Annotated in this window: 13 protein-coding genes and 3 pseudogenes; 9 read left to right on the forward strand and 7 right to left on the reverse strand. The window is 67.8% G+C overall.

The genetic code is table 11. From position 1 onward, the window contains the following. Positions 1 to 1,064, forward strand: a 1,064-nt coding sequence (locus ACWD04_RS33215) for a hypothetical protein (RefSeq protein ID WP_451137456.1), incomplete at its 5' end; no start/stop codon positions are given. A 217-nt stretch (positions 1,065 to 1,281) separates the two neighbouring features. On the opposite strand, the gene ACWD04_RS33220 is transcribed toward ACWD04_RS33215, so the two are convergent. Both ACWD04_RS33220 and ACWD04_RS33225 read right to left on the reverse strand, forming a co-directional pair. After that, entirely contained in the window at positions 1,282 to 1,908 is a 627-nt protein-coding gene (locus ACWD04_RS33220; RefSeq protein WP_451137457.1) for a DUF4145 domain-containing protein, read from the reverse strand. A 350-nt stretch (positions 1,909 to 2,258) separates the two neighbouring features. Beyond that, complete coding sequence (locus ACWD04_RS33225) at positions 2,259 to 2,477, reverse strand: hypothetical protein (protein WP_451137458.1); 219 nt, start codon at positions 2,475 to 2,477, stop codon at positions 2,259 to 2,261. 173 nt (positions 2,478 to 2,650) lie between these two features. Between ACWD04_RS33225 and ACWD04_RS33230 the strand changes: the two genes are divergently transcribed. Both ACWD04_RS33230 and ACWD04_RS33235 read left to right on the forward strand, forming a co-directional pair. After that, complete coding sequence (locus tag ACWD04_RS33230; protein ID WP_451137459.1) at positions 2,651 to 2,980, forward strand: PadR family transcriptional regulator; 330 nt, start codon at positions 2,651 to 2,653, stop codon at positions 2,978 to 2,980. Next, a complete protein-coding gene (locus tag ACWD04_RS33235; RefSeq protein ID WP_451137460.1) occupies positions 2,977 to 3,621 on the forward strand; it encodes a hypothetical protein in 645 nt (214 codons plus the stop codon). The genes ACWD04_RS33230 and ACWD04_RS33235 overlap by 4 nt, the downstream gene beginning before the upstream one ends. A 17-nt stretch (positions 3,622 to 3,638) precedes the next feature. Here the strand turns inward: ACWD04_RS33235 and ACWD04_RS33240 are convergent, their stop codons facing one another. Both ACWD04_RS33240 and ACWD04_RS33245 read right to left on the reverse strand, forming a co-directional pair. Continuing rightward, entirely contained in the window at positions 3,639 to 3,842 is a 204-nt protein-coding gene (locus ACWD04_RS33240; RefSeq protein ID WP_451137461.1) for a hypothetical protein, read from the reverse strand. A 431-nt stretch (positions 3,843 to 4,273) separates the two neighbouring features. Next, entirely contained in the window at positions 4,274 to 4,762 is a 489-nt protein-coding gene (locus tag ACWD04_RS33245) for a hypothetical protein (protein ID WP_451137462.1), read from the reverse strand. Between the two features lie 49 nt (positions 4,763 to 4,811). Between ACWD04_RS33245 and ACWD04_RS33250 the strand changes: the two are divergent. Further along, a pseudogene (locus ACWD04_RS33250) lies at positions 4,812 to 6,083 on the forward strand (NF041680 family putative transposase); the annotation flags it as partial. 75 nt (positions 6,084 to 6,158) lie between these two features. Beyond that, positions 6,159 to 7,004: a hypothetical protein gene (locus ACWD04_RS33255; protein ID WP_451137463.1), complete on the forward strand. Its 846-nt coding sequence runs from the start codon at positions 6,159 to 6,161 to the stop codon at positions 7,002 to 7,004. A gap of 7 nt (positions 7,005 to 7,011) precedes the next feature. Here the strand turns inward: ACWD04_RS33255 and ACWD04_RS33260 are convergent, their stop codons facing one another. After that, positions 7,012 to 8,307 (reverse strand): helix-turn-helix domain-containing protein, encoded by a 1,296-nt coding sequence (locus tag ACWD04_RS33260; RefSeq protein WP_451137464.1) that lies wholly within the window; start codon positions 8,305 to 8,307, stop codon positions 7,012 to 7,014. Positions 8,308 to 8,497: 190 nt separating this feature from the next. Here ACWD04_RS33260 and ACWD04_RS33265 point away from each other — a divergent pair, with 190 nt between their 5' ends. Then, positions 8,498 to 8,968 (forward strand): hypothetical protein, encoded by a 471-nt coding sequence (locus tag ACWD04_RS33265; RefSeq protein WP_451137465.1) that lies wholly within the window; start codon positions 8,498 to 8,500, stop codon positions 8,966 to 8,968. Between the two features lie 134 nt (positions 8,969 to 9,102). Beyond that, the gene (locus ACWD04_RS33270; protein WP_451137466.1) at positions 9,103 to 9,789 is read left to right on the forward strand and encodes a class I SAM-dependent methyltransferase; all 687 of its coding nucleotides are present in this window, start codon (positions 9,103 to 9,105) and stop codon (positions 9,787 to 9,789) included. 101 nt (positions 9,790 to 9,890) lie between these two features. On the opposite strand, the gene ACWD04_RS33275 is transcribed toward ACWD04_RS33270, so the two are convergent. After that, positions 9,891 to 10,130 (reverse strand): DUF397 domain-containing protein, encoded by a 240-nt coding sequence (locus tag ACWD04_RS33275; protein ID WP_451137467.1) that lies wholly within the window; start codon positions 10,128 to 10,130, stop codon positions 9,891 to 9,893. Then, positions 10,121 to 10,630, reverse strand: a pseudogene (locus ACWD04_RS33280) (DUF5753 domain-containing protein); the annotation flags it as partial. The gene ACWD04_RS33275 and the pseudogene ACWD04_RS33280, both read right to left, overlap by 10 nt. A gap of 206 nt (positions 10,631 to 10,836) precedes the next feature. On the opposite strand from ACWD04_RS33280, the pseudogene ACWD04_RS33285 reads away from it, so the two are divergent. Beyond that, positions 10,837 to 12,089: pseudogene (locus ACWD04_RS33285) on the forward strand (IS701 family transposase). 95 nt (positions 12,090 to 12,184) lie between these two features. Beyond that, positions 12,185 to 12,466 (forward strand): transposase (locus ACWD04_RS33290; protein WP_451137468.1); only part of this gene is annotated, 282 nt, incomplete at its 3' end.

The following is a 12,466-nucleotide window of genomic DNA, read 5'->3' on the forward strand; positions in this document are numbered from 1 at the left end:
TCCGCCGGATACGGAGACTTCCGTCCCACCAGGACACCCTTCCTCGGATCTGCAAGATCCATTGTCAGCGTGTCCACACAACCGGGGTCGCCTCAGCCGGCGACGTCCCCGCCGAGCACATCGAGGGCATCGCACTGGTCGGCGAGCTCGGCTTTGACGGTGAGGTGCGCCTCCCGCACGGCATCCCCGGCACGCTCCGCGCCCTGGCCGCCTCCGCCGAGTGTGGGCCGAGGCCGACTTCCGCCGAGAAGCGGTCGGGCTGGCCTTCGCCGAGATCAACCGCCTCCGCCACAGGCAGGCGGCCGAGATCGCCAGGCGCAGGGTGGACGTCCTCGGCCTGGAAGCCCCCCCCGTACGAGATCGAGGAGACCACCGCGGTCACTCTCGTCATCACCCCGGAGGTCATCGCCCACCTCCGGCACGAGGAGCGGGTCGAGCCCGGCCAGCCGAAGCGGTACAGGGTGGTCGCTCCACACGGCACCGAGGAGTTCGTCATCACGGACGGCGACCAGGTGGGGGTGCTCCACATCCGGTGCGCCTGCAACCCGGACATCGCGACTCAGTTCGAGACCGAGGCTGACGTCCTCGCCTACACCCGTAAGGAGCTGAACGCGTGGTGGACGTGCGAGAAGTCGCCCAGTGCCCCGGCCGGCGGCGAGGACCAGGCCGCGACTGGCAGCCCCGACCCGGTCGCGGACGCCCTCTACGTCCGGTGCGAAGACGCCCACGGTGAAGCGAAGCGAGCCCGCGCGGCAGCCCTGACCGCCGCAGCCGCCTACGCCGCCCATCTCATCCGGAAGTACGTGCCCACAGCGGCGGTGCTCACGGTGGACGTCACCAACGGCACGCTCCGCGCCGTACTCGACGGCGAGCGCCGGACCCTCTGGTACGCGCCCGCCAGCCCGATCGGCCTCCACGACGGCGTGATCGAGGACGTCGAAGGCGTCATGCGAGACGTCCTGGAATTCGGTGCGCATGAGAGGGCCTTTGAACAGGCCGGGTGGCAGAACCCGGGCGCCTACGACGACACGTACGACCTGGCGCTCCCTGAGGTCCAGCAGTAGCCGCCAGACACCCTCAGTGGGGCCGTGACCGAACCCCGGTCACGGCCCCATCAGTGTCTCTAAGCCCTCCACTTGCTCTCGCTCACCACCCCCCCAAGGGTGTTGAACGAGGCGGCCACAGCCCCGATCGCAGGCCCCCAAGCCGAAGACCCACCACCACGCCCATAGGGAGGTGCCCTATGGTCGGAAGTGGGCACCTGGCATCCGCCCGCGAGGATCACACGGCGGGGATTCCCCTCCTAGCGATGATCCCGGCTGCCTTCTTCCTGATCTCGTCTTGCCGCGTGTCGTAGATCAGGTCGAGGGCGAGGTCGAGGACATCCAGATCGTGCAGGACATCCGAGATGCGCAGCACGTCGTCGTGGCTCCCCACGTTGCCGATGTACTTCCACGACAGCAGGAGTTGCGCGGTGTCGACGTGAGTCGGGACGCTCTTCGCCCATCGCTCGATGCGCGAGTGAAGGGTCCCCGCAGCCACGCCCTGTTCGTCCATCACCGCTTCCACTGCCGACCGCAGACGGTTGGCGGCGGAGCTGGGGTCCAACCAGAGCACCCGGGCGGCGGCGTCGACACGGCGGCCGACCGAGTCGGGGCAGTTGGAACGGCTGTCGATCAGCGGGAGGGCCGGCTGGAACAGAGTGGGGTGCAAGGCCTCGAAGTAGAACGGGGCGTGGTACTCGGAGTCGTCATAGCCCATGGTGACGCTGGTCGTCCCGAGGATCCGGACGACGTCGCCCCCGCTGTTGGTGCACTGGGCGAGACAGTGGAACGCGCCGGATATCCAGTCCATCTCATGGTTGGGATGTTCGTGGAGGGCCACGCTGGTCGCGTTCTCCTCCGTCACCAGCGACTCCACAATCGGCCGCACTGAGCGCCGGAGGCACGTGGGGCACGGGATGTCCGGCCACTTCGCGGGGTCTTCGGGGAGGCCCTCGGCTATCGCTCGCAGGTCCGTGATCAGGTGGCTCGGCATGCGCACAGGATGCCAGGCGCCACCTCTTCTCGTCCGGCGAGACTGCAACCCCGACCCGACCCGCGAACTGATCACACAGAGTGCGGAGCGTGTGCGGCTGCGGGCCAGCGGTTGTCCACGCGCGCCGGTATTGCAAGTGCAGCACACCCGCCCGCCCGAACGGGCGGGTCAAGCCCGCCCGGCCACTGGTCCACCCCGATCCGCCACGTCCGGGCCGGCGACTACGACAAGCCCTGGACCGCCTTGATCAGCAAGATGATCACGCCCGCCAGCGCGATGAGCAGCGTCAGCGTCGCCGCGAACGCCTTGGCGCCTCGACGGCACCGGTCCGCCCAGTGAGGAGCGGCAGGGTCGGGGAGGGCTGCGGCGACACCGCCGACTATCGCCGAGAGAAGCAGTCCGACGCTGCAGAGCAGTGCCACGAGGGCCCAATCGATCATGACCTACCCGATCCCGGGGGTGGCCGGTCGCCGCCCTGACGACTCGCCCGTCCCGCCGTGGGTCATAGTCTTACTACTCATAGGGGGTCTGTGTCTATCTCCACATAGGTTCAGAATAGTTCGATCTAGGGTAGAGCTATCTCCACCTAGCTATGTGGCAGTACGCTATGGGTATGGGTGAGCCGAGAATGACGATGGCGACAAGGGCCGTGCTGACCGCGCTGATCGCGAAGCCGGCGGACGAGCACTACGGACTTGAGATCAGCGACGCGGCCGGCCTCGCGCCCGGCTCCATCTACCCGATCCTGATCCGGCTGGAGCAGTGCGGATGGCTCGAAAGTCGTTGGGAGGACATCGACACGCACGAGGAGGGGCGCCCCAAGCGCCGGTACTACCGGCTCAGCCAGAAGGGTGCCCAGTCCGCAACTGCCGCTCTCGCCAAGGCGAGCGGGCGCAAGCGGCGCGGGGCTGCCTCTCTCCGCCCTGAAGGTGGTGTGGCGTGAGTGCAGGTGTGGAGGTTGTTGTTCTGCTGCTCGCTGGCGGCATCTCGGCTGCGTTGCTTGCTTTCGTGTGGGGGCTGGGACAGAAGCATGGAGGCCGCATTCGTGCGCGGAATACAGAAAGGCGCTTCGTCGCTCGGGACGACGCGGCCGCGCGTGAGCTTGAGGCGATGGTGATGGCCCAGCAGCGCCCGGTGGTCGATCCCTTCCCCGATAACCTGGAGGATTTGGTCGTACGTTATGCGTCCGACTTCGCCGCACTCATGGGGCGAATGCCCACGGCGGCAGAAGTGTTGGAGGAGATGACGACAACCGCGCGGTTCCCGAAGTCGTTGTCCATGAAGACGATCATTGCGATTATGGACGAGTCGACGCGAATGTTGGCGATTGTGGACGCTGTCAACCGGGAGGTGCTCTCGCTCAAGGTAGATCCCCAGCAGCGTGCCGCCGGGCGGAGAGTTGACCTTGCGCTCCGGTTGCTGCCGGCGAAGGAGCGCGAGCACTACCGGACCGAGTGGAGCGCCGAGATGGCCGCCATGAGCTCCACCGTTGCGGCCCAGTTCGCCGCCAACGTGCTGCGCCATGCCCCACTCACCGGTATCTCGCTGCGGTTCGCGAAGCTCTTCGGTCGCCAAGCGGCCTGAGGTAACCCACGATCCGATCACGCAGAGTGCGGAGCGTGAGCGGCTGTCGCCGACGAAGTCGTCGCCAGCACCCGGCCGGCGACGTCGGCGAGGACCTGCCGCAACGGGTGGGTGCGTACGTTGCCCGCAGCGGGTGGTGTGCCCGTTGCGGGTGAGGACTCGACCCAGGACCAGACGTCCAGCCCGCGCGCGAGCGCCAGGCAGTCGATGCGGTTGGCCAAGGCCCCGCCGCGGTCGCTCCAGGACGCGTAAGTGCGGACCGATCCGTCGGCTGGGGGATATCGGTGCGCACCGGTGTCTCGGGCCCGGCCGCGGCGAGCGCGTCGGCCGTGCCGATCGTCGGCCGGCGCCCGGTCCAGCCGGGCCCTGGGCGTGTACGGGAGGCGTGCCCGGACGGACGGTGAGGGCCTCGACCCGCTGCTGCTCGCCGCCCTGGACCGCAGCCAACTCCTGGCGAGCCTGCGACAGGAACTGTTCGGCGGCGCTGATGACCGACCAAGACAGCCTGCTCGGTACCCCCGTGAGCGCCTGGCCCGAGCCGGCCTCCAGCTCGGGCCGCCCAGCCTTCCGCGTCCGCGTACCTCGGCTGCTGAACTTGAACGGACAAGCCCCACCTGCCAGTACCTATGGCCGGGGCGGACCCTGCTCTAGATCATCTGTCAGTCTTCCCCGGGGGCAGGTGCAGCTCCCACTTCCAGCTCAGCGCCTCCACGGGGTCATTGTCTTGAGCATCGGACAGCCGAAACCAAATCCGCCACGCTGTTGCCGTGGCATCTTCGATCCAACGGTCGCCCACGCCGGATTTGTTGGTGGAGCAGATCAGCAGCAGGTCTGCCCCGACTAGGCGGGCGAGGGCGCCGCGGTGTTCTGGCTGACCGAAGGTTCCAAGAACCAGGTGTGACAGCGACATGCAGTTGCGGTGCGAGGCAGCGTTGCTCAGGGCAGTGTTGAACTCGAGCCGGGCCCCCTTGACGCCCGAGATCTCCTCAACGCGGTTCCAGAACTGCTCGTCCTCCCATCCAGGAAGCAGAACTACCAGCTCAAGAAGATGCCGGTCGTCGTCGCCAAGCGTCTGAGCCATCAGTACCTCTTCACGTTCATAGGCCGACAAACTGGCCCCGATGAAAGCCAGCTCCATCATCGCGTCGAGGCCTTCCGCCCGCTGGCGAACCGGGAAATCTGTGGAAGCGGGGCACGGCGGGCTCTACGATGCCTTGTCTGCGGGCCGGGTCGATGTGGCCCGGCTGCGGCGGGCCCTGGCCGCGGTGTCCCTGCCGCGGGCGGCGGACGGCCGGCTGGTCCTGGCCGCCGACCTCACCTGCTGGCTGCGGCCCAGCGCTCACACCTCACCGCAGCGGATCCTGTGCCACACCTACGGGCGGGGCAAGGACCAGCACATTCCCGTGCCCGGCTGGCCGTACTCGGTGATCTGCGCACTTGAGACGGGCCGCAGTTCCTGGACCGCGCCGCTCGACGCGCTGCGTCTGGCACCTGGCGATGACGCCGCCACCGTCACGGCTCGGCAGATGCGCGAGCTCGTCGAGCGGCTGATCGATGCCGGGCAGCGGACGGACGGCGACCCGGAGATCTTGATCGTCGTGGACGCCGGCTACGACGTTCCCCGCCTGGCCTTCCTTCTGAAGGATCTCCCGGTGCAGGTGCTGGGCCGGATGCGCTCGGACCGCGTCCTGCGACGCGCGGTCCCGTCGCGCGAGCCCGGTGTCCGGGGTCGGCCACCCCGTCATGGCGGCGAGTTCGTGTTCGGCGACCCAGCCACCTGGGGCACACCCGACGCGCAGACGGTGACCACAACCCGCCTCTACGGGATGGCCACTGCCCGGGCCTGGGACCGACTTCATCCTCGGCTGACCCATCGTTCGGCCTGGACTTCCCAGCTCGGTGCACTGCCGGTCATCGAGGGCACCGTGATCCGCCTGCAAGTTGAGCACCTGCCCAGCGGCGCCACGCCAAAGCCGGTCTGGCTGTGGTGGTCGGGCACCGGCGCCTGTGAGTCCGACGTCGACATACTCTGGCAGGCATTCCTGCGGCGATTCGACATCGAGCACACCTTCCGCCTCTTCAAGCAGACACTCGGCTGGACCTGCCCGAAGATTCGCACCCCCGAAGCCGCCGACCGCTGGACCTGGCTGATCCTCGCGGTCTTCACCCAGCTACGGCTCGCCCGCCCGCTGGCAGCCGACCTCCGGCGGCCGTGGGAAAAACCGGCCTCGCCCGACAGGCTCACTCCCGCCAGGGTCCGCCGCGACTTTCGGCATCTCCGCCCGAAGGCCGACTGCCCAGCCGGAGCACCGAAAGCCTCCCACCCCGGACCAGGCCGACCACCCGGAAGCAAAAACACCCGGCCCACCCCACGCCACGACGTGCACACGGTCGGCAAACCAGGCTCCACGAAACGACGAACGAAGAAGTCAACGGACCCACGTCCGCGGCGCACAGGTTAAAGATCAAGCTATGGCCTGCACCTGATCCGTCAGGGCAAGACCGGGGAGTTCCAACCGGACAGCGTCGGTCAGTACATGTCCCGCATCTACAACTGGCAGCCGGTCGACCTTCGGCCCGACCCCAGCCGTTTCAAGGGGCGTCTGCGTGCCTGGAAGAAGGACTGGGTGAGGGCCGGCGGCGAGGTCGAACGTGCGGCAGCGGCCACGATTGAGTACACCGTTCGGATTCTTGACTCGATCGACGAGAGCACGAACATCGGCAAACGGGACGCGTTCCTGGTGGTGCTCGCCTACGCCAACCTGCACCGGGAGTCCGAGCTGGCCGACCAGCTCAACAAGCGGCTGCGGATCTACGACACCGGCATCCACGTCACCACCGCCATGTCCAAGACGGACCAGGCGGCTAAGGGGTCTGGCCGGTTCATCAACGACCGCGCCGACCTTCAGCTTGTACGCCGCGCCCGCACCTGGTTCGCCGTGCTGCGCGAGCTCGGCGCGGACGGCCCCGACCAGCCGACCTTCCGCGCCCTGACCGTGAAGGGCGGTCTTCGCTCCTACCCGGCGAACCGCAAGCGCGGCACCCGTATGTGGCCGGGCTCACTCAACGAGCGGTTCCAGCTTCTCGCCGCGCAGGCAGGCGTGCCGTACATCGATGGCAAGAAGGTCACCTCCCACTCCTGGCGGGCCGGTGCGAACACCGACATGTCCGAGAAGGGCGTTCCCCTCGCTGAGCGGAACGTGGCCGGCTGGTGGGCCGACGGCTCCCACACCGCCGACACGGTCTATGACTGCCGCCACGGTGTCGGGACAAGCGACCCGCTCGACAAGGTTCCGCAGTACGGAGGGATTGCTCGCGCGGGGGTAGCCGCAGCACGAGCCGCTTCACCGGGCGAGGTAGCAGGTCAGGAAGAGAGAGCGTGAGCGGCGGTCAGGCAGCGCGGAGGCTGGCCGCCGTTGCCAGCTCCCGGACGCCGTGGGTCTGCGGGTGGCGGGCGTAGAGGTCCGCGGCGATCTGGCGAATGGACGGGCGGTCGCGAACCTCGCTCGGCGAGACACGGACTGCGGACAGCAGCTCGGCGGCTGTCTGTTCGGCCTTTCCCCACTGCCACCACGCACGCGCCAGATCGGTGTGCATCCGGCTGCGGCGCTCGGCGGTCCTGAACTGTCCCGCTTGCAGGCCGCGGCCTGCTTCGAGCGCTGCTCCGGCGTCGCCGAGTGCCCAATGGACGCTCACGGCGTACAGATCGACTGATGCCGGAGTGATGGGGAACAGGCGGCCGGCCGGGGGCTCGATGGGCAGATCGCGGGCCGCCCGGGATGCCTCATGGATCATCGAGATGGCCTGCTGCCGGTCGCCGGCAACCGCTGCGGTGTAGGAGGTCGTACAGAGCATCTGTGCGTACGCCGAGGCCTGCGCGTCCGTCTTGAGGCCGGTGGCTTCGATCCGGGACACAGCTTCGAGGATGTGTCGCTGGGCTGCGGCGGGCTGTTCCTGGTGGCGGAGGACGATGCTGAGTTCGCGCGCGGCAGCCGCGGCTGCGAGTGGAGACTCGGACAGCTCGGCATACACGGTTGCCCGGTCGGCGGTGAGGCGGGCCTGATCGTGGCGGCCTACCTTGACCAGCACCTGCGAGGCGAGGCTGTAGGCGGACGAGAGTCGGGCGTACGCGAGGTCGCTGCGGACTCGGCGGGCAGCGTCGTGGGCGTCGGCAAGAAGACCCGGGAGCGCCTGGAGGAGCTGGTCGTTGTGGCCGGCGTCGAAGGCGGTGCGGGCCGCCGCAAGGCGCTGGTCGAGGGGAACGGGGGACCCTGTGGGGTCGGGCAGGCTGGCCAGGGCTGTGTCCATCCCGGCGAGCAATCCGACCGGTGCGGCCAGACCGGCAGCGGCGAGCAGGGTACGGCGGCGCATGGCGTCCTCCTCGGCTCGTGGACCTACCGCCGTCACTCTAGTGGTCGCAGCTTCCGTTAACCCCAGAGTCTCGGCTAGGACATTTGTAGGCATACCGACGGCTAACGATGCAAGCTTGAGAAGTCGCAGATCAGCGCGGCTCCCCCGCTGTTCCAGACGGGAGACCGTCGAGGCCGAGCAGCCGATCCGCTGCCCGAGATCCGCCTGACGCCAGCCCAGTTCCTCGCGGGCCAGCCGGATGAGCCCGCCAACGTCCCGCGCGGAGACGAGCGAGTTCACTCGGGGGCAGCGCCACAGTGGTTGGACGGTGCGCATCGCGCCTCCACTGGCCAGGGGTCACGGAGAGCCTCTCCCCACGGTACGGCCCCGGTCCGGCCCCGTATACGGCGTGTGCAGGACCTGCAAACGGCATGCATAGCACGGGCGTTGGAACCCTTCGGTGGCTCGGTCACGGTGTCATGGAGTCAGCGCCCCCAAGCACGGGGCCCGCAGAAGGAGGACCGCAGTGACCGCAGTCATTGACACCCCCGTTCGTGGAACCACCAACCCTCTCGCCGCTGCCCGCAACCCGCACGACTACGTCCGTGACGCCCAGTGGGCCAAGCTGGTCGGGCTGCTGATGCGGGACTACCCGTTCGACTCCGTCATGGCCGAGCGCGTCCTCGGCCAGGCCGTGGCGTACCTGATCACGGCCATGGAGAACAGGGGCCGGCGTCTCGGCATGGGACCCGGCGCGATCGTCGACATCGGCGTTCACATGGTCATGCTGGACACCCGGGCGTTCTTCGCGCTGTGCGACCGGTTCAACGGGGGCGAGTACCTTCACCACGTTCCCGAGGTCGAGATGAAGGGCGACGGGTCCGTCGCCCGCACGGCGGACATCCTGGCCGCGGCTGGGTGGAACGTCGACCGCCCGCTCTGGGAGGCCGACTCCTCCAAGTGCACACCGTGCCGCCCCGGCGAAGACGGCCACTGACACTCGCTCAAGCCCCGCCCGGTTGACTCCCGGGCGGGGCGGCCTCGCGAACGAGTGGAGATCCGGCAAGGCCACAACGTCGATCATGAGGAACGGGCCAGTATGTGCCCGTGACTCCAACCTCATCGACCCCAATGGCCGCGCCCGACCTCTGGCACCACTACGGAGCGTCGGCCTCACCGGAACGACCGGCGCTGCCCCGCCTGCACTGGGACTGGTACCAGCGCATGGGACCCGGCGACGAGCTCCTGGGCGACGTCGCCGGCCGCGACATCGCCGAGCTCGGCGCCGGGTCAGCGCGTCAGGCCGCGTACGTGGCCAGATCCATGAGCCCGGCCCGCGTCGTCGCCTTGGACAGCTCCGAAGCACAGCACGCGCGCAGCACGGTCATGCACGGTGAAGTACCTCGTCTGGATCTCGTCCAGGCGGATGCAGCGACGTACCTGTCCGACCGTCCAGACACTCTCGACGTGGCCTACTCACTGTTCGGCGCCGTGGACTTCTGCGATCCGCATGTGCTGCTCCCTGCGGTCGCGGCGGCCCTGCGGCCCGGGGGCCGGCTGGTCTTCTCCACTCTCGGCCACTACAAGAACGGGGCTCCGCCCGCCACCGAGTGCCAGCCGGCCGACGTTCCCGCCCGCCTCGCGGACGGATCCGCCAGCACCATGCAGCGGTGGGTGCTCGACACACCCGTCTGGGAAAAGCTGCTGGACGAGTACGGATTCGAATTGCTGGGTTGCGACGTCATTCGCGACCAAGGCCCGGAGGGTGCCGCGCCCATGACGACCACCGTCTTTCGGGCAAGGAGCTGTCGACCGTAGGATAGACCAGGTCAAGCGCAAAACGGGTCCCCCTCAATTCCTCTGAGGGGACCCGTTGCGTTCACCGCGGCTTGCTACACCACGGCTTACGACTCGGCCTGCTACGCCGTGGTGCTCGACTCGATGGCGAGGCCGAGGAAGGCGCTCCATGCGGCCTGCGGGACAACGAGGGCGGGACCCTTCTTGTTCTTGGAGTCGCGGATGCCGACCTGGTTGAGCAGGGGTGCGATCTCGACACAGGAACCGCCCGTGTCGTTGCTGTAGGAGGACTTGAGCCAGCTGGACTCGGGGGCGAAGTCCGGGGCAAGGGTGCGGGGCTTGATATTGATGGCTATTTCCACTCTCGTGCTAGTTGTTGTAGGAAACCGGCTGTCGCTAGGGCGCTATCGCGCATGGCGTCGTAGCGGCGGACGTGCTTCTGAACGTCACGTTCCTCGTCCGTCACACTGATCGTGTTCGGCATGTCCACCTGCACGATCGGATCAAGGGCCTCGCTGAATTTCAGGATGGAGAAAATGCTCTCCGCCCTGTACGTCTCCACGTCATGGGTGAGGATCTGAATCGTGACGTGATCGAGGCGGCTCAGTTCGACAATCTCGTCGTACTGATCACGCATCACCTTCGGTCCGCCGACCATCCGGCGAACGGCAGTCTCGTCCATGATCACGCGAAGTTCGAGCGGGTTGTCCGATCGGGTGATCAGCTCCCGGCGTTCCAGCCGGAGGGCCACGTTTCTCTCGACGTACTCAGTGTTCGTCTCGTCCACTGGCTTGGCGCTCACGTACAGAGCGCGGGCACAGTCCTCGGTCTGGAGCAGGCCGAAAACGAAGCTCGGCTGGAAGGCCCTTACGCGTCAGCTTCCGACCCTCATCCTTACTCATCCGACGATGGTCGCGCAGCATCAGGCGTCCAGCAATCGACTTCAGACCGTCGCCACAGAAACCTCAAGCAGCAGCCATGCGCACGCCATCAACGATAGGCCGGGCAGGCCCTAGTAGTGCTTCGTTACCTTGAGTGATCTTACCTGGTGGTGGGCATCCTGAGGGTGTGAAACTGGGGGATGTCGAGCGGCTCCGGGGTGAGTTGGCGGAGTTCGTGGGTGATGTGTTCGGGGCGTTGTCGCGGCGGGATCAGCGGCGGTGGGGTGCGTGTTATCTGCGGGGACTGATGCTGGACGGTCGTCGTAAGTCGATCCAGCCGATGGCTGAGCGGTTGCCGGACGGGAACATGCAGGCCCTGCAGCAGTTCGTGAACCAGTCACCGAGGGATCCGCTGCCGGTGCGGCGACGGATCGCCCGCCGTCCGTCCGAGGCGATCACACCGCAGGTGTGGGTGATCGACGATGTGTCGTTCCCCAAGTGCGGCCGGGCCTCGGCCGGGGTCGCCCGCCAGTATTGCGGGGCCCTGGGGAAGCGGGCGAACTGCCAGGTCGCGGTTAGTGTCCACGCTGCGACCGACACCGCGTCGTGTCCGCTGGACTGGCAGTTGTATCTGCCCCGGGAGTGGACGGACGAGCCGGGCCGCTGCCGCCGGGCCGGCATCCCCGAGGACGTCGTTCATCAGGAGAAATGGCGCCTCGCGCTCGGGCTGCTGGACAACGTGGCCGAGTGGGGGCTGAAAGCCCCGGTCGTGGTCGCTGACGCGGGTTACGGCGTCAGCACCCCCTTCCGCCACGGCCTTCAGGAGAGGGGTCTGTCCTACGTGCTGGCACTGACCGGGAAGGAAGTCGCCCACGAGTTGGACATCGAGCCCTATCAGCCGGATTACGGAGGGCTGGGCCCGCCGACGCTTCCCCGCTACCGGACGGCGCCGCGAGCTCTCTCCCTCCACGCGGCCGAGGCCGCTGTCGCCGGCCACTTCACCGAGGTGGCCTGGCGGCAGGGCAGCAAAGGGCCGATGACCTCACGGTTCGGGGTCCTGACTCTTCGGACGGCGGGCAAGCAGTCCCTGGCCACTGCTCAGGCGGCAGGCGGCAGGCGGCAGGCGGCGGACGCAACCAATGGGACGGAGTCCTGCCCACTTCCACCGTCCTGGTCGAGTGGCCTGCCGACCAGGAGACGCCGACGGGTTTCTGGATATCGAACCTGCTGCCGGAGACTCCCGTCGCCGAGCTGGTGCGGTGGGCGAAGATGCGCTGGCGCATCGAACACGACTACCGCGAGCTCAAACACGGCCTCGGCCTGGACCACTTCGAGGGCCGCACCTGGCGCGGCTGGCACCACCACGTCACCCTCGTCACCGCCGCCCAAGCCTTCCTCACCCTCAGGCGGCTCGACCCAAAAGCCCACACGCCGGCCTGACCCTCTACCAGGTCCTGGCCCTCCTCCTGAAGTTTCCCCTTGATCATGGACACCTGGAGACTGGGACCCTGAGGTTCCAGAGGAAGTAGCACCAGGTGGGAAGCAAGTACACGAAGCGGTACTCGGACGAGTACAAGCGTGACGCGATCGAGCTCGTACGGTCGTCGGGCCGGACAGTGACTGATGTCGCCCGTGAACTCGGGGTCAGTTCGGAAAGCCTGCGTGCGTGGGTGAAGAAGGCCCGGGCCGCAGAGGCCGCGCCGGTGACGGCAGCCCTGTCGCCGGGCGCGGACGACCGGGACGAGGAGCTGAAGCGGCTGCGGAAGCTCACCGCAGAGCAGGCGAAGACGATTGAAATCCTAAAAAAAGCGACGGTG

This window comes from Streptomyces sp. NPDC002911 (assembly GCF_053591835.1).